The organism is Microcoleus sp. bin48.metabat.b7b8b9.023, from assembly GCF_013299185.1.
GTDB lineage: Bacteria > Cyanobacteriota > Cyanobacteriia > Cyanobacteriales > Microcoleaceae > Microcoleus.
The window spans coordinates 125,966-143,244 of sequence record NZ_JAAFKG010000003.1; the positions used below are offsets into that span (position 1 = coordinate 125,966).

The following is a 17,279-nucleotide window of genomic DNA, read 5'->3' on the forward strand; positions in this document are numbered from 1 at the left end:
TGAACAAAATGAAGGAGATTAACTAACCAATTATTAGGGAAACAAAGAAGGTGAACATCGAATAAGGATGAGTTTTGACCACAAAATGAAATGTTACATCCTTTGCAATCACTCATTTGTTTATAGCTTGTGTTATTAAATTTTCATTCCTTATCCCGTCGCTCAAAGAAATTGATAAACTCTCTAGACAAGTTTAGCGACACCGATTGCAACACTTGGCTATAAGGTTCAGCCAACCATCCAAACTCTTTTTTGAGAGCAGGTAGACGGTCGTTTCTCCCTTGCTGGGATAGCCCTTTACCAGTTTGTTTATAAAGTTGATTGGTCATGGCTAACGAATTATTCCAAAACCAACGGGCACAGCCGAATGCTTTTGATAGCGCTACTTGCTGCTCATCGTTAGGGTAAATTCGTACCTTGACTGCGTGTTTCATGTCTCTATCTTACTACGAAAAACTTAAATCAGTAAATAAATATTCTAGGTGGAAGGCAAAGCTAATTGGCTGTTGGATCGGGGAGTTCCAACAGCCGCGCTATCCATCCCCACCGTGTAGACGGATGGGGAATTCCGCTAATCAGTTAAATTTTGATTGTTCCCAGACTTTAGTCTGGGAATGCATCTTTAACGACTCCAAATTGAAATTGCAACGAAAAAGTGAAAAAGACAGAAAAACTAAGTTTGTCGTATCTTTTACCTTGTTATTTGGAGACACTGGCGAGAATCTTTTCCATCTCAGAAAGCTCCAGCGCACCTGAGAAAGTTTGGCCGTTCATGACAAAGAATGGAGTACCTCCAATGCCCAGTTTTTGAGCGAGTTGCACGTCTTTCTGAATGGCGGCCTCGGCGGCGGGGCTGTTGCGATCGGTGTTGAATTTATCTAATTTTAGATTGAGCTTTTGGGCGATCGATCCGTACAATTCCTCACCTAACTTTTTCTGCCCTTCAAACAAAGCGCTGTAATATTCCCAAAACTTACCCTGTTGTTGAGCCGCCCAAGCTGCTTTAGCTGCTGGCAACGCTTGAGGATGTGAAGGCAATGGAAAATGCTTGTAGGCTAAAGTAACTTTGTCCTGGTGTTTTGCCATAAACTGCTTGACGGTATCGTGAGCGCGCGCGCAAAACGGACATTGAAAGTCAGAGAATTCTAAAAGTACAATCTGCTGGGAAGCCGAACCCGTGCTAGGAGAATCCCCGATCGCCGATTTGGGATTTGTTTTCATCTCCTGAAAAAATGACTCCTGCGCCGCTTTGAGAGACTGCTGCTGTTCTTGCTGGTACGCTTGTACCGAATCTAAAATTGCTTGCGGATTTTCCCGGATCACCTGCAAGACTTGCTCTTTCAACTTGGGATCGACTGAATTGCCAGCCGCTGACTGGGCGGGGGAACAACCGATAAATACAAGGCAACCCGCAAGCAGTGCAGCCAAGCAGAAGGCTTGCTGGCTGCGGAATTTTCGCCAAATAGTGGATATGTTCATCTTTTTTCCTGGTTTACAGCAACACTTAATCCTACATTTAATTTTGCGGAGTGTCAGGTGTACCGCAGTTTAGTGCTGTGCAGTTATTTTTAGATACGAGCAATAATTAGTAATTGGCGATCGAAAAGGTTTGATCGTTCGGACTTCAGTCCTTCCTCAATTTAAGGACTAAAGTCCTCACTACAAACACAATCAAAAAGGTTTGATCGTTCGGACTTCAGTCCTCCTCAAATGAGGAGGACTGAAGTCCTCACTACAAACACTCAAAAAGGTTCGTAGTGAGGACTTCAGTCCTTCTTAAATTATTGTGGAACAACCGCATCAACAAGGTTCGTAGTGAGGACTTCAGTCCTACCTCAATTATTTGCGATTGCTGAGCCATTTAGCAGCAACTATTCCCAAAATACCCGCAACCACTGGATTCCCCAAAAACTTCATCAAACTAGGCTGTTGTGCCAACACTTCTCGGAAAATATCCGGGTGATTGTGATAGGTAAACGAAGCCAGCTTGCTAACATCATCAGCAGTCATGCGGCTAGCGTGGTGGGTAGAAAGTCCTAGCTGCTTTTCCAACTGGCGATCCTTCAATCCTCTCTTATCCAACTGCTTGAAGAACTCCCGTGCCACGTCGTCGCGTTCGTTTGGCTTGATTTGGGCGATCGCCTTTTGCAATTCCGGTTCCAACTGTGCCGGCGGGAGAGAGTCGTGATTCAAAGAACGCCCGAATAATTGTTTGCGCTGATCCGGGGAAGTTCTCTGAGCAAAATCGTCAAAATTTTCGTACTCTTCACCCGTTGTCTCAGGCATCATTTCGCGATCGCCCTGAGCCAAATCGCTCATGATTTGTCGCTTGTAATTATCGCTGCTACTCATGGTAATTATTTCCCCAACTAAACAACAGTTCAGTCTCAAATTGAGATTGCTTCGCATTCAAAAAACTGCGGAAGATTAAAGCGTCGCGCTGCTATAAATTCCGCTTTTAAACCAGGTCAAGACTTGTATTCAATCTGATTTAATTGCTGGTCATACTTTGCCGTCAAAATCAGTTTTTTGTCAGGAGCATAAACCAAAACACTTAAATCCTGATTTGGGAAATTGCGGTGAAAACCTTGGGCTAAAGATTTCGCCAAATCTTTTACTTCAGTAGGGCGGACTTGCGGGGTGATTACAACTCCCAATTTGTTATTGTCGCGCACGTAAGCATCCTGAACCAGACCCTTAGCCGTCTTTGTTACCCATTGACCAAAATCTTGACCTGCGACGGTATTCCCGCGTTCTAGCTGCGCGTAATAGCCCTGACTGCCACCAATTGCTACAGGTACGTTAGTCGGTTTTTGGGCGGAAACGCTGGGGGCGCAGGCAGTAGTAACAGCCAGCATTAGAACCAAGAGTAAACCCGCAATCATTTTGCGACTCTGCTGCAATAAACTCACCTTTTTTTCCTCCGTTCTGAAAACAATTTGAAGAATTAAGAGGGTCAGGTTTTTCGACCCTCTTAATTAGTATTAGGCTCAGTCTATTTTCTTTTTGATCTCATCTTTGACATCTTCGACTGTGTGGCTAGCTTCAGCTTGTTTTTGCTTCATTTTGCCTTCAGCTTTATCCTTGGGGTCGCCAGTAACATTGCCGATGGCTTCTTGAGCAGCGCCTTCGATGTTTTTGCCAGTTGCCTTTGCTCTATCGTTAATGCTCATTGGTTTCTCCTTATTTGTATCTAATTTGACGTTTTTTACTTAAATTCATCATAGGTAACAATGAGCTGGGCTGCACTCTACCTGTAGGAAGAAACAAGGAAGAAGTCTAAGGGAAGAGGTTTGACTAATTTAACGGAGGTCAGGAATAGGGAATAAGGAAAAGTTATTGTTGAGTCGAGGATAGACAGGGACTTTCATCGTTACCGTTTTGCGATCTAAGCTGTTAGCTGCAACAAAGTGTTTCGCAGAAAAAACTCGGTGTACAGCCACCCATGCGCTCAGGACTGCTTTGTTCAACCAAAAATACTTTCAAATTCTAAATTTATGTTTAATTCTTCTTTTTTTATTCTTCTCGATCGCTAACAACCAATGACTAACAACTAATAACTATAGTCTTTCTCAGAAACATGAGGTACTCATGGGCATAGGGCATAGGGCATAGGGCATACATCACTTTTTTGAGAACCGCTATAACAACTAATAACTAACAACTAATAACTAATAACTAATGACCAATGACCAATGACTAACAACTAACAACTAATGCCCCATGCCCAATGCCCAATGCCCTGTTTGGCCAATGCCCAATAACTCCAAAAATAGAGTGTGGGCAAGACCTCATCTTACCCACACCTAAAAAACGTTATTGATTTTATTTTGACTTGTGATGACATTCTTCATCTATTTTGTGCTGAAGTTCTTCTTTTAACTGTTCGACAGCGCGCTTAGTTTGAGCCTTTTCTTGTTTCTGCTGGCCGAGGGCTTTTTCTGTTTCCTCACCAAGCAATTTTTCCCTTGATTTTGGTAATGTAACTTCGCGGCCACTTACTACAGTATGGATCGGGTTTTCTTCATTCATTAGTTTTCACCCTAATTTATGCTAAACATATTTTCAACAAGGCTAATTCAAAGTTGACCTTAGCTAGATCCTAAGGTAAAGCACGTAGAGTTCCCTCTGCCTGAAGGGTGATAGGGCTGGGGGAAGAGTGGGTTAGTTTTTAGGTTTGAGTATTATAGTAAAAGCAATCTACGGAGAGTTATATCTCCCGGAAGCAAGATATGGGAAGGAGAATAGTGCATGAGTAGGTGCAGTTAGTTGGTGACTCGCACGCAGCTAGGCGGTGAATGAGTTGGGGAGAGTGTAAGAGGTAAGAGAGGGATAATTGTTCTGCGGCATTGCACAAGTGGGTTCTACCGTTTGTTTGATGAGGCTGCTTAGACCTCCGTCACAGATTGAGATAAAAATCGGTGACAGGTTAGTGCAGAATGTAAGTCAATGCAGGAAGGTTTGACCGTTAAAATCAACAGGATGCAGCAATTGTTAAGTTGTGTGGCGATCGGGTGAAATAATCTGCTAAACCTGAGTTAGCCTCCGGACTAACTTCCCGCAGGATTGAACTAAAATTTCTGTTATTAGTAAAAAGTATCTAAAACCCTATGGGAGCAAGGAGCAGTAACCCCCTCGAAGCAGCCGGCCCAGCTTGTGAGCCGATCAAAATAGGCGTGTTGCATTCGCTGACGGGAACTATGTCCATCAGCGAAATTTCTGTAAAAGATGCGACGCTGCTGGCTGTTGAGGAAATTAATGCGGCGGGAGGGGTACTCGGACGCCCCTTGGAAGCGGTGATAGCAGATGGAGCTAGCGATTTGCAGACTTTTGCTCAAAAAGCTAAGCAATTGCTCCAAGAATCGCAGGTGGCGGTGGTATTTGGTTGTTGGACTTCGGCTAGTCGCAAGGCGGTACTGCCGGCTTTTGAGTACGGCAATGGGTTGCTGTTTTATCCGGTACAGTACGAAGGGCTAGAACAGTGTCCGAATATTTTCTACACTGGTGCGGCGCCGAACCAACAGATTGTACCTGGGGTGAATTACTTGCTGGCTCAGGGGAAGCGGAAAATTTTCCTGTTGGGTTCTGATTATATTTTTCCCCGGACGGCAAATTTGATTGTGAAAGCTCAACTGGCGGCACTCGGAGGAGAGTTGGCGGGGGAAGTGTATCTGCCACTGGGTTCGAGGGAGGTGGACGAGGCGATCGCACATATTTTAGCAGTGAAACCGGATGCGATTCTCAACACTCTTAACGGCGACAGCAATGTGGCTTTTTTCCATCAACTGCGGGAAGCTGGTTTGAAACCGGAGGATTTGCCGGTGATGTCGGTTAGCGTCGCAGAAGAGGAAATACGGGCGATAGGGCCATCTAATATTGCCGGACATTGGGTGGTTTGGAACTATTTTCAAACTGTTGATACGGCGGAAAATCAGAAATTTGTTAAGGATTATAAAGCGAGATATGGGGAAAATCGTGTCACGGATGACCCAATCGAAGCGGCTTATTTGGGGGTTTATCTGTGGAAGGAAGCAGTAGAAAAAGCTGGTTCGATAGATGTAATTAAAGTCAGGGCGGCTGCTAAAAATATTGAGTTTGCAGCGCCTTCGGGCATGGTAAAAATAGATGCTCAAACCCAGCATACTTGGAAAACAGTGCGGATTGGTCAGGTGCGATCGGACGGTCAAATTGAGGAGATTTGGAATTCCGGGGCACCTGTACAGCCGGATCCTTTTCTCAAAAGCTACCCTTGGGCGGCGGCACTAAGTCCGAAGCAGATTTCTGTGGGAACTAGGGCTTCTTTGCTCGGGCTGTTTGTCATCATGGTACTGATTACTTGGATGGCGGTGGGAGTCGGGTGGATGGGTTCTTTGGAGATGAAGAACTCTTTGCTGGCGATACAGGCGACATCAGCTCCAGGGGGGGCTGTGGAGGCAACAATGGCGGTGCTGGCCGAGCAAACTATGGCTGTGGCGAGCCGCACTCAGAGTTGGCTGGTGGGGGCTTTGGTTTTGAGTTCGATCGCAGGTATAGTTGCTTGTGTGTCGGTGTCGGCGATTATTCGGAATTTGGGTTTGCTCCGGGAAACTGCCCAACAGATTGCGAGCGGTGATTTGACTGCTCGATCGCCTGTGGTGTCTAATGATGCGATCGGAGTGCTATCTTCTACTCTCAATACAATGGCTCAGCAAATTAGCAGTTTGCTCAAAGGTTTGGAGGTGCGGCAACGACAGCTAGAAGAGCGATCGAGTGAATTGGAAGTTGCTAAGAACGCTGCGGAAGCTGCTAACCGCGCGAAAAGCACTTTTTTGGCAAATATGACTCACGAATTGCGGACGCCCCTGAATGCGATTATCGGCTACAGCGAGCTGCTGCAAGAAGAGGCTCTGGAACTCGGGGAAGAAGAGTTTGTGATGGATTTGGCAAGCATTAATATGGCAGGCAAGCAGTTGCTGAACATTATTAGTGACATCTTGGATATTTCTAAAATAGAAGCAGGAAAGATGACTCTTTTCCTGGAGACTGTTGATGTCTTGAATTTAGTCGATCAGGTTGTGACTACGGTTCAACCGCTGATGGCGAAAAATGGCAATACTTTGAGTGTCAATTGCGATCGCGATATTGGTACGATCCACGCTGATTCGGCGAAGCTGCGACAAGCGCTGTTGAATTTGGCGAGCAATGCTGCTAAGTTTACCGATCGAGGCAAAATTACACTTAATGTTTGGAAGGAAGAATGGGAAGTTTTGCCTGTGGAGAATTCCGAGGATCTCTCGGATATTGGCTCTGAGTTTCACAGATATTCGATCGTGTTTCAAGTCACCGATACGGGCATCGGCATGACTGACGATCAGATTTCGAGGCTGTTTGGAGCTTTTTCACAAGCGGACGATTCCACTACTCGCAGGTACGGTGGCACGGGCTTGGGGCTGACTATTAGCCGTAAGTTTTGCCAGATGATGGGCGGGGATATTACGGTTGAGAGCGAGTTTGATTGCGGTTCTACTTTTACGATTCGCTTGCCGATGGCGATTAAAATCGAGAAAGAAGCGGAGAAGGAGGCAGCACCGGAAGAAACAAGTCAACAAGAAGTGCGATCGCAAACGCTGGAACTTCCTGATGCTGCTACTGTGCTAGTAATTGACGACGATCCAGACTCGCGGGATTTGATCGCCCGCTGCTTGTCAAAACAAGGATTTCGGGTACTCTCGTCAGCTAGCGGTGAGGAAGGGCTTAAGTTAGCTAAGGAGTCGCTACCCGATGCGATTACTCTAGACGTGATGATGCCGAGTATGGACGGCTGGGCGGTGCTGTCGGCGTTGAAAGCCGATCCGGATTTAGCTAATATTCCGGTGATTATGTTGACTTTTTTGGACGATCAAAATCATGGTTTGGAATTGGGAGCAGCGGAGTATTTGAGGAAGCCTTTGGATTACAAACGCTTTGCTGATTTATTGAGTAAATATCAGCGCCCGCAAAAGTAGTCTGTTGACGGTTGACTGTTGACTGTTGACCATTTGTGACAAGTTAATAAAAAGGGTTCTTCCTTACTTGGTATGCTAAACTAACAATTAAAATGCCAAGTAAGCAAACATCTATTTTTGTAATTTTCAAAATTTCTAAAGCCATATGCCGAACGTTTTATTAATTTAAGCTTGTTATTTATACCCTCAACAACACCACTTGTTGTCCTATTATCAAAGTAAGCAATTATCTCATCTAGCCAATTGGTAATAGTATTTACAGTGGAACCAAAATATTTTTTTGCTCTTTGCTGCCAGATCCCAATTCTCAACAATGCCCTCAACCAATTAGTCTTTGTATTTTCAAATATTTGTCGGAATTTTTCTTTTAATTTATGCATTATTGCGAGCTGAGGACACACTTTTTTAACTGATATTAATTTGTTCCTTTGCTTGTCTTTCAAACTCTCTTCATTCTTTAGTAACGCATATTTGCTGTCATTTATTCCTTCTAATATTTCTTTGTATTCTGCTATTTTTTGAGGTGATTTAGTTTTTTTACTTAAATCTATTACTTCCCTTCTTTCACGCTTTCTTTCTTTATCTAATTCATTATTAACTTGTGCCATTACATGAAATCTGTCCGCTACTACTTGAGCATTTGGCATGAGTTTTTGTACTAAGGTTTTGTAACCTTTCCATAAATCTATACTTACTTCTTCTATTTGTTCTAAAACCTCTAAGCCCCATGAATTAAGGACTGGTTCGATATCTTCTTGTGTTCTTCCTTTGATAATCGTGATTAATTCAGATATTGATAAATCTGTCAATACCGCACAGTAATTTCCTTGACCTTTAGTTAACGCTATTTCATCAATTCCTAGTTTTTTTAAGTCTGATGGTTTTGACGATAATTCTCGTGAGGCATCTAACAACATTCTTTCTATTTCTTCTGTTGTTACTACTCCTTGTTTTGCTACACTATTGATGTCACTTGATAAGACAGACTTGATAATTGTATCTGCTAGTCGTTTTGTATAAGTTCTTCGGTTATTTACAAAATCCAATTTTTCGCTAAATGGTTTGCCACATTTTTTACATTTAAACTGTCGTCTGTTTATTTCTAAGAATACTTGCTTTTCGGCCCATGATAAATCTTTTACTACGTATCGATGGTTTTGATGCAATCTATTACTTTTTGTCCCGCAATGATGACAATAACTTTCTTTATGGATTGACTCCACCTGTAATATTATTCCAATTCCTGGTACTTGATTCATTTTAGTTACTTTAATTCCTTGTATATTCAGTAGCTCCGTCAAAACTTTAGTACTCTTTTTTGTCGTCATGACTATAATTCGCTCCCAAAAACTATTGTGACTATTTATATTTAACAATCAAATTAGCTTGAATGTCAAGCCTGACAAGGACTTGATTTACATTTTGACATATTTGTTGAATTAATTTAACGGCTTTAACTATTGATTTAGCATAGTAAGTAATGAAGAACCATAAAAAGTGCAAATTGTCAATGGGGTAGACTTGTAAGAGGTAAAATAGGATGAAACCTTGACCGGGTAAGCAGTTGAGCCATAATTGAACCAGTTTATGAGTAGCAAAAAACGCATCAACCGAGATCGTGCAAAGAAAAAAAATCGTCCTCAAGTAGAAAACGAAGCGATCGCGAATTACCTGGAAGATTTATTAATTCCAGCAATGGCAGCCCAAAAAACTTTTTATCGCCAACTAAATTTAAGAGATAGAATTTTAACACTACCCATTAATGATAGCCTCCGTATTAAGTTTATTATGGCGAGACGTAGCAGGAGTAACAGAATTAACCAGATTATTAAAGAGAGAAGGCTTTTTATGGTGTCAGCCACCAGAAATTAGCCAACAAGCATTATCACTCAGATTTTTAACTTTTCCAGCTATTTTGTTTGAAAAAGTATTTAAAGAATTACTACCTCATTTTCGACAAAAATGGTTAATGAGAAAGTCGAGACCATTACCAGATAGCGTACAATTTGCTTTAAAAAACTTTGAAAATATCTGGATAGCAGACGGCTCAACATTAGAAGCATTATTTCGTAAACTAGAAAGTTTATCAGATGTTCCAATTGGTCAATTATCCGGAAAAATGTGAGTAATAATAGACCTAGTAACTCATCTTCCCGAAGAAATTTGGTTTTGGACAAATCCGAAACAAGCAGATACCCATTGGGAAGAAGATTTACTAAAAACAGTTAAGCCAAAAACTTTGCTGTTACTGGATCGAGGCTTCTATCACTTCGCTTTTTGGTCAAAATTAATTGAGCAAGAAATTGGATTTATCACTCAAATTAAGAAAGGTGCATCTTATCAAGTCAAGCGGTATTAACCAATACTTATGATGTCAAAGACCAGATAATCCAGATAGGTGCAGGGACAAAAAAAACACCAGCTTTGACTATAAGATTAGTACAAATTCGCTCAAAAAATGGCTGGCGTTCTTATCTGACGAGTGTCCGAGAACCCGAAATATTGCCTCCCTATGTAGTGGCAGATTTATATCAAAGACGCTGGCGAATTGAAGACGCCTTTTGTATAGTAAAGAGACTCCTAAATTTAAGTTATTTATGGAGCAATACAGTTGACTTAAGAAAAATCTGACTTGCTCAAAATGGCTATATTGCCAGAAAATCGTCAGATGAAATTCATCAAAAGCATTAAGTAAACCGTATTGAAATACAATCCACTCCATCAAGAGAAGAGTTTTGAACCGTATTGGGGCGCTTTTGGCGCAGAGGGAAGAGTATTGCGAGGGTTTTGGATGTCGTAAAAAACCTTTTATCCCTCCCCCTCTCTGTGTTCTCTGTGTTCTCTGCGGTAAAATCTTCTTAATATTTACTTCACCTCTTTATAATCCAAAAATCGTCAGATGAAATTCATCAAAAGCGTTAAGTAAACCCTATTGATTTATGGACAGGTTCTGTCAACAGAATCCAGCTCCAAATCTGGGCTACCTGGCTATTTTATGCGGTTTTGGTAGACTTAGGGGATGCTGTTGCAGATGAATTAGGAGTACCAATTGAACGTGTTTCATTAGAAATGATTTATCGTGGAATGTATCATTTTTCTGTTGCCTATCAAAAAGGATTAGCTTTTGACCTAGTTAAGTATTTTGCTGACCAGAAAAATCAAGATTTAGGGATTCGATCGCGACTGCGAAAACCTCATGTCAGGCTAATTATTTCTCCTTTCCCTGGAACTCAAAGAAGTCCCGAACAATTTTTTTTCAATAATAAGGGAACAAATGGAGTCATCTTTTAATTGGTATCTCGGTAAAAAAATGAGTAAGATTACTCATTGACAACACTGCTTTTAGCTTAACTTGTGAGTAATGGGCAAGGTTCGATCGACTGGTTTAAAAAGCAAATTCCCTAAAATCAAAATCTTTTGGGGGCTCACAAGCTCCAAGCTTTCATTACTTGGGCTAACAAACATCTCTAATCAGGCATTACCGATCGCGATCGCCATTTTCCCCTTCCCTACAGTTGCTTTTTTTGGGGAAACTGCTATTATTTACGATAACGCAGCATTCAAATATTTTAATTTTATTAAAGTGAAAAAAATCGCCCTTTTTTTCGAGTTAACCGCTTGACTCTGAAGTTTTTTGGAGGTACAATTTAATAATGGGAATAGTTGCAAAATTAAAATTAAACTTACCACTTCCATTATCTAAAATATACCACCTAAAGTCCAGACAAGTCAATAGGTAATAATTCCTTTTTTTTGCCAATTTTTTGACACTGTTTCTAAACTTTTTGTGGTTGATATCGACGAAAAGCATTGCTATCCAAAAATGGGTTTGTTTCCACAGGCCGTGCAATCACAGGTGTGGAACGGTTACATTATCAATTTTTCTTGAGGGATTTTCGGTGGTGGCGCACCCTACACCTACTAACTCAACTTCGACTAGATAGAGAGTGGATTTTGGTGTTTAGTTAAAATGAACTTATTAATAATTCCTTGACTTTGCCGCGCTTGCAACTCTTAGAGTTAATTCCCCTAGACGCTGATATTTCAATTTGCTTAGGGACATGAGCTATTTTAAAAGCTTCAGTATCGCTGTATATTTTTTCGATGAAATCGCAGTTAGAATTAGACAGCATAATTTTGACACCCCGTTGGGCAAGTTCTGCAAAAACATCTCTAAGCTTTATCTGTTCGGCTTGTTTGAAGTTCTCGCGGCTGTAAGCTGTGAAATCGCTAGTAGAACTGATAGGATAATAAGGTGGGTCAAAATAAACAAAGTCTTTGCTGCTTGTAGCAAAATCTAAAATTCGATCGAATTTTCTCACTTCAATTTGAGCGGGTGCGAGTAGAGATGAGACCGATCGCAATAAATCGGGTTGACAAATGTTAGGATTTTTGTATCTGCCTATGGGAACATTAAATTCACCTTTGGAGTTTTCTCTGTACAGGCCGTTGTAACAAGTTTTATTGAGGTAGATTAGCCGTGCTGCTTTTTCTGTATCTGTGTTGTAGGATCGCGATCGCACCGAGTAATAATAGGCTTGATTGTCCTTACTGTGCTCTGAAGCGTGATCTAACAAAAGCTCAATCAGATCCTCAACTTTATCCCTGACACAGCGATAAGCATTAATCAACTCAGGATTAATATCTGTTAACACAACTTGCACAGAAGGGTGCTGTTGTGCTAAGTAAAAAAATACGGCTCCGCCGCCCAAAAAAGGCTCGTAGTAAGTGGTGAACTTTTTAGGAAAATAAGGTTGATATTGTCCAATCAACCTTGTTTTGCCTCCAGCCCATTTCAGAAATGGACGCGGCAAGACGAAAGAAGGTGCGGCAGCAGACATTTAGGTAGAAATAACAGCCCTATAATATTTATCACAACTACAACTCACAACTACAACTGAATAGAAATACTTCTCTCATTCGTTACCAGAAAGAATTGGTTGAAAGCCGGAACGCTTTGAGGGAGAAATTAAAATCAGACTATTCATTACTCCAATCCTCGGACTTATAGGTAGAGGTCGCTCTCAAACTGTCCCCGGTCAACTGTCCCAGGTCAACTGTTGAACGGAGGTCGCGTTCCGGCATTGAACAGACTCAGACCCGATCGCTCTCACAAAACTTTTCGTTAGAATTATATATGTTAGCATCGCCCTTGAAAAATGCCCGATCGCCCGATCGGCAGATTTAGCTCCGGCTGTGCCAAAATTGTCTAACTCGCTCACAAGTGTTACCAGTCAAAGATCGAGCTGTAACACTTTACCCCACCGGTGCTCATGCAAGATTTCATTAATAACATCTCTCGCTACCCTCGTTTTTTGATTACTGTGTGTCTGGGAATCTTTTTTTTCCTGTTCGAGCGACTCAAACCTCTGCTCGATCGACCGGCAACTGCGATCGCCCTGATTACTTCGATTGTAGCGACTTTTGTGTTTCTAACTTTTACACTGCGCGCCATGTTAGGTCTGAGTCCGGTTTAAAGGCAAAATTTCTGCCAGAAAAAGCCGGCGAACTCTGACAAACCATAGCCCACAAACGAGTAACGTAGAGGGTTTGGGGGTTGCGACTTCTGAGTTTGAGTTGAAACACTAACCCCCGAAATAAGTGCAACTCTTCCGTGCGATCGCACAATTGGCAATAGTCGCTGCGATAGATTGGAAGAGGAAGTAAAGTTACCCTAGTTATGTGAGCGCTCCTCAACCTTGGCGCAAGCAAACATTACCGAAGTGCAGCACAACAGTTCCGGCTATCAACACAACTGGGGAAATACTGCACCTCTGTTTCCCCCACTCCCACTTAATCCTTAGGAAGCGGCACACCCCGCCCCGCTTTCCTCTCCCGTTAACCTGACGGTATCACGAGAGTTTCCAGCGGACAAGACAGATGAAATTTGAACATATCTATCAATTTTTTCAAGACCCACCTCCTGTTTATCTAAACAAGGAACTGGCAGTGTGCTACATTCTCTCGGTGTTATTGCGCGGAGATTCCTACGGTACAGAACTCATCGGACAACTAGAAAGGGAATTTCCCATCTACCGACTTTCTGATACCGTCCTCTACAGCGCTTTGAAATTTCTCGAAGATGAAGCCGTCATTACCGGTTACTGGAAAAAAGTAGAAGGACGCGGCCGCCCCCGCCGGATGTATCAAATCCTCCCTGAGTGGCGGCATCAAGCTCAAGACCTGGCTCGTCTGTGGCACGAGTACATCGGTCAGGGAAACGGCGCGTCTGGCCGTCGTCCCCGTGCCTTAGAAACTGGTCACACGGGTTAGCAGGCGTTGAAATCGGATGCCTAAACCCTTGAGATGCGGTGCTACTAGCAAAGCGAATTGTCCGATTGCCTTCGCTTTGCCAGCATCGCCGCCGCACAGCGATTAGAGTAGCGATTCACTACGTCAGGACTTACGCATTGTCACTTGAGAATTAAGGATGATGGGGAGATATGGAAATTGGGTGATGGGGAGAAAAACGCATTGCTAGAAAGCTTGCCGAGAATTTGGGTTGAAAAGTGTCTGCGTAAGTCCTCGATCGTTTTCTTCTTTGACACTCCCGGGCTTGAACGCACGGGGATTCTTGGTTCAATCAGTCAACTTGCTTTCTTGATGTCACCACCAATGGGTAGAGGTCGGTTTCCAAGCGTTAATTCCGGTGTGTCCCACCGTATTTGAACTAATTCCTGCTTGTCTCAATCCTTTGGTCAGAATATTTAAAGCTGCATTGTGGTCGCGGTCTAACACGGCACCACACAGGCAAATATGAGTTCTGACTGAGAGCGATTTCTGAACGCGATTGCCGCAACTTGAACAATCTTGGGAAGTATACCCAGGGGCAACAGCAACCACTGTTTTACCGTACACTTTCCCAAAATATTGCAACCATTGGAGAAATTGCGACCATCCTGCATCACTAATAGACTTAGCAAGCTTATGGTTTTTCACCATATTTCTGACTTGAAGGTTTTCGTAGGCTACGAAATCGTTTGATTTCACTACGCACAACGCTGTTTTAATAGCGAAGTCTTTGCGCTGCCTACTGACTTTTAAGTGCTTTCTACCTAACTTATTTATCGCTTTCTTACGATTACTCGAAGCTTTCTTTTTCCGAGACACTCGTTTCTGCAACCGCTTCAAAGCTTTTTCACTCTTACGGAGATGCCGAGGATTTGGAACTGTTTCTCCGGTACTATTGGTGTAGAAATGGTTCAACCCCACATCTATACCAATCGCTTTCCCCGTAGGAACTATTTCTTCTGTTCGCTCTACATTAATACAGAACTGAGCGTAGTAACCGTCAGCACGACGAATTACCCTGACTCGCTTGATTGCGTTGGGTGAATAGAAGTGCAAATCTCGACTACCGAGTAATCTGAAGGTTCCCGCAGCAAAACCGTCCGTGAAAGTCAGACATCTTTTATCGACCGAAAGCGCCCATCCTGATGTTTTGTATTCTACGGAGTGAGTGTTTTTTTTGAACTGTGGGTACCCTTTTTTTCCTGGTTTCTTAGCTTTGCAATTAGAGAAAAAACGTTGAATAGCAAAAATGGCACGCTCAGCCGAAGCTTGACGCGCCATTGAGTTGAGTTTTCCGGCCCATTCAAATTCTTTCGCCATGATGGCGCATTGTTTGTATAAATCCGATAGTTTAACTCTGGAATTGTCGATCCAATATCTGAGAGCTTTGTTTCGGACAAACTGAGCTGTGCGGATCATTTCGTCTACGATCCGGTATTGCTGTGGCTTGCCTTTTAACTTGAACTCTAGTACAATCATGGAATGATTTTATCACGCTTACGGACAATAGTGGCTATAAGCATGATAGATTCAACAATCTTTATACTCGCAATTAAAGCCGTCCTAAAAGGACGAGGCTTTAGACCCAATTTTTTGCTAAACTTCTGTAAAGTAATAGTAGATAATTTCAATTACACAAACTTCTACCGATGGATACTACTGTTCTTTCTTCCACCTTTGTGATGACGCTGCTGTTGGCTGTTGGCTTGTTTTTCTTCATCAAGGCCTCAGTCAAAGATCGCATCGAACAGGTCAAGCTTGCTTCCGAGAGCGCCCAAGAGTCACTGTTAACCCAGCTACAAGAGTATTTTGCTTCTAGGGCTTACCGAGTTGCAGCGGTTGATGCCCCCAACTATAAAGTCACTTTTGAGGGTTTTGTGCGGCCGAGTTGGTTTTTAGCTGTCTTTTTAACTCTGTTGAGTGCAGGCGGGGCTCTCTGCTTGGGACTGGTTTTGGGAATGCTAGTACCGCAGCAAGGTCAACTTTTCCTAGGTTTGGTACTGCTGTCGCCCTTGACGGGAGTATTTTATTGGAAAAAAGCCGGACGTTCCGAGCAAGTCCTTCTCAAACTTGAATCAGTTGCTGACTCGGAAAGCCCAACTAAGAGCTTTGTTACTGTCAGAGCTCACCGCGACGAACTAGCAACTATGCAAAAAGCTTTGAATTTGAAACCGCTGCAAGATTAAAAGTTTGGTGCGGAACGTTTTTTGATATGCTAGATGCCGTGCTTCGACTTCGGGCCGACAAACGGATTGCTGCTGGCAGTTGTCTGGTTGGCCCGAAAGTTCGATCGACCGGCACGGTCAAACGATATTTAGATTGTGAGATTTTAGATTTGAGATTTATTCTACAGATGAATCTGGGAGCTTTAATTTTCGTCTAAAATTGGGAGTGGTTCGCGACTCGATTCCGGGCTGGTATCAGTTTGTTGGGCAGAGTCAAAAAAAACCATTATCCTGAGAGTGCCAATTGTGCCGATCGCCCGCTGTGACGATCTATCCTGTTGCGATGGCTCCTTATACCTTAACTTCCTAAGGATTTTTCGCGTAAATTTCAGTTGGCACTCTCCAGACAATGAGATCTCTCGCGCTTTTGTTAAAAGAGCCAGAAAAACATTGCTGTCAATGTTTTGACCTAAACATTTCGATCTATGCGCGACTGGCGGACACCGCAGGAATTTTTTCTGCGGTTGCTTCCAGCATCACCTTTAAGCTGGGAAACAAGAAATGGTTCTCTTCTACGTATTGGGCTCCGAACAAACCTTTTTCAGCCCAGAAGTATCTGTCGGTGGTATGCTCGTTACGCTTGACTAAGAGTAAAGCTGGGGGAGCAATGCCTTCGGCATGGATGAACTTGCGAGCCGCTGTTACGGGTTTATCTTCGCCGCTCTCGATGCTATATTGAGGCACACACTCTAAAATTCTGCGTCCTTCTTGTCGGCGGCGACTTTTGCGCTTGCGTCTCCTGGCCAATTTCTTTACCTCCTCTGTGAGCAGACAGTGTGAGCAGACAGTATGAGCAGACAGGTTTTGACATACTCCCCAGCCATAAAGACATGGGGATTTTGGATTCAAACAGCTTTCCTCAAGCACAGCTTGTCTGATATTGCCGAGCATCCTAGGTTGATGCCCCAACCTATCTCAGATTTTTTGGATTATAGAGTTGAGACCGGATTTTTACATCTGGCGAATCAACAATACATGATTCAATCATCAAAGCTGTCCCGATCGGACGTGGCTTTTAATCCAATTTTTAGGTAATGATAGCTACCAAATCCGAGGCCAGTATATCCGTTCTAGCTCTAAACTTCAACTGTTTTTAATATATCGACATAATCTTAACATTCGTGCCGATCGACAAAAGTGCAGCGGTTGTGGTAAAGTGGGCCGCAACTTCCGGCAGCAGCCAAGCTTGGGACTCTGGGGAAGCTATGCAGGCGGGGCTTTAAAGCAATTGTGTTTGTGAAAGCTGAATCCTGGGAACCGATCGGCCTGCCATCAAAGC

Annotated in this window: 15 protein-coding genes and 2 pseudogenes; 7 read left to right on the forward strand and 10 right to left on the reverse strand. The window is 42.9% G+C overall.

Going from position 1 to position 17,279, the window contains the following annotated elements:
• Positions 1–143: 143 nt before the first annotated feature.
• The 6 genes from QZW82_RS02905 to QZW82_RS02930 all read right to left on the reverse strand — a co-directional run bounded on the left by QZW82_RS02905 (position 144) and on the right by QZW82_RS02930 (position 4,032).
• Positions 144–434, reverse strand: a complete 291-nt coding sequence (locus QZW82_RS02905; protein WP_293144306.1) for a helix-turn-helix domain-containing protein — start codon at positions 432–434, stop codon at positions 144–146.
• Positions 435–699: 265 nt separating this feature from the next.
• On the reverse strand, positions 700–1,479 hold the full coding sequence (locus QZW82_RS02910; RefSeq protein WP_293144309.1) for a thioredoxin domain-containing protein: 780 nt from the start codon (positions 1,477–1,479) through the stop codon (positions 700–702).
• Positions 1,480–1,839: 360 nt separating this feature from the next.
• Positions 1,840–2,352 (reverse strand): hypothetical protein, encoded by a 513-nt coding sequence (locus tag QZW82_RS02915; RefSeq protein ID WP_293144311.1) that lies wholly within the window; start codon positions 2,350–2,352, stop codon positions 1,840–1,842.
• 116 nt (positions 2,353–2,468) lie between these two features.
• Positions 2,469–2,912: a hypothetical protein gene (locus tag QZW82_RS02920; protein ID WP_293144314.1), complete on the reverse strand. Its 444-nt coding sequence runs from the start codon at positions 2,910–2,912 to the stop codon at positions 2,469–2,471.
• A 78-nt stretch (positions 2,913–2,990) separates the two neighbouring features.
• Positions 2,991–3,173 (reverse strand): CsbD family protein, encoded by a 183-nt coding sequence (locus QZW82_RS02925; RefSeq protein WP_293144317.1) that lies wholly within the window; start codon positions 3,171–3,173, stop codon positions 2,991–2,993.
• A 652-nt stretch (positions 3,174–3,825) separates the two neighbouring features.
• Positions 3,826–4,032 (reverse strand): hypothetical protein, encoded by a 207-nt coding sequence (locus tag QZW82_RS02930; protein WP_293144320.1) that lies wholly within the window; start codon positions 4,030–4,032, stop codon positions 3,826–3,828.
• A 578-nt stretch (positions 4,033–4,610) separates the two neighbouring features.
• On the opposite strand from QZW82_RS02930, the gene urtA reads away from it, so the two are divergent.
• Positions 4,611–7,484 carry an urea ABC transporter substrate-binding protein gene (gene urtA / locus QZW82_RS02935; RefSeq protein ID WP_293144323.1) on the forward strand — a complete coding sequence of 958 codons (2,874 nt, stop codon included), beginning with the start codon at positions 4,611–4,613 and terminating at the stop codon, positions 7,482–7,484.
• A gap of 80 nt (positions 7,485–7,564) precedes the next feature.
• Here urtA and QZW82_RS02940 read toward each other — a convergent pair whose 3' ends face one another.
• Positions 7,565–8,812: an ISL3 family transposase gene (locus QZW82_RS02940; protein ID WP_293144326.1), complete on the reverse strand. Its 1,248-nt coding sequence runs from the start codon at positions 8,810–8,812 to the stop codon at positions 7,565–7,567.
• A gap of 259 nt (positions 8,813–9,071) precedes the next feature.
• Here QZW82_RS02940 and QZW82_RS02945 point away from each other — a divergent pair.
• Positions 9,072–10,100: pseudogene (locus tag QZW82_RS02945) on the forward strand (IS4 family transposase); the annotation flags it as partial.
• A gap of 321 nt (positions 10,101–10,421) precedes the next feature.
• A pseudogene (locus QZW82_RS02950) lies at positions 10,422–10,775 on the forward strand (IS4 family transposase); the annotation flags it as partial.
• A gap of 674 nt (positions 10,776–11,449) precedes the next feature.
• On the opposite strand, the gene QZW82_RS02955 reads toward QZW82_RS02950, so the two are convergent.
• Positions 11,450–12,325: a DNA adenine methylase gene (locus QZW82_RS02955; RefSeq protein ID WP_293144329.1), complete on the reverse strand. Its 876-nt coding sequence runs from the start codon at positions 12,323–12,325 to the stop codon at positions 11,450–11,452.
• A 432-nt stretch (positions 12,326–12,757) separates the two neighbouring features.
• Here QZW82_RS02955 and QZW82_RS02960 point away from each other — a divergent pair, with 432 nt between their 5' ends.
• Both QZW82_RS02960 and QZW82_RS02965 read left to right on the forward strand, forming a co-directional pair.
• Positions 12,758–12,961 carry a DUF751 family protein gene (locus QZW82_RS02960; RefSeq protein WP_293144336.1) on the forward strand — a complete coding sequence of 68 codons (204 nt, stop codon included), beginning with the start codon at positions 12,758–12,760 and terminating at the stop codon, positions 12,959–12,961.
• Positions 12,962–13,364: 403 nt separating this feature from the next.
• On the forward strand, positions 13,365–13,757 hold the full coding sequence (locus QZW82_RS02965; RefSeq protein ID WP_293144339.1) for a PadR family transcriptional regulator: 393 nt from the start codon (positions 13,365–13,367) through the stop codon (positions 13,755–13,757).
• 333 nt (positions 13,758–14,090) lie between these two features.
• On the opposite strand, the gene QZW82_RS02970 is transcribed toward QZW82_RS02965, so the two are convergent.
• Positions 14,091–15,254, reverse strand: coding sequence for a transposase (locus QZW82_RS02970; protein WP_293144342.1), 1,164 nt, complete (start codon positions 15,252–15,254; stop codon positions 14,091–14,093).
• 170 nt (positions 15,255–15,424) lie between these two features.
• Between QZW82_RS02970 and QZW82_RS02975 the strand changes: the two genes are divergently transcribed.
• Both QZW82_RS02975 and QZW82_RS02980 read left to right on the forward strand, forming a co-directional pair.
• On the forward strand, positions 15,425–15,961 hold the full coding sequence (locus QZW82_RS02975; protein ID WP_293144345.1) for a cofactor assembly of complex C subunit B: 537 nt from the start codon (positions 15,425–15,427) through the stop codon (positions 15,959–15,961).
• Positions 15,962–15,987: 26 nt separating this feature from the next.
• Positions 15,988–16,158: a hypothetical protein gene (locus QZW82_RS02980; protein ID WP_293144348.1), complete on the forward strand. Its 171-nt coding sequence runs from the start codon at positions 15,988–15,990 to the stop codon at positions 16,156–16,158.
• Positions 16,159–16,423: 265 nt separating this feature from the next.
• On the opposite strand, the gene QZW82_RS02985 is transcribed toward QZW82_RS02980, so the two are convergent.
• A complete protein-coding gene (locus QZW82_RS02985; protein ID WP_293144355.1) occupies positions 16,424–16,747 on the reverse strand; it encodes a DUF3155 domain-containing protein in 324 nt (107 codons plus the stop codon).
• Positions 16,748–17,279 lie beyond the last annotated feature (532 nt).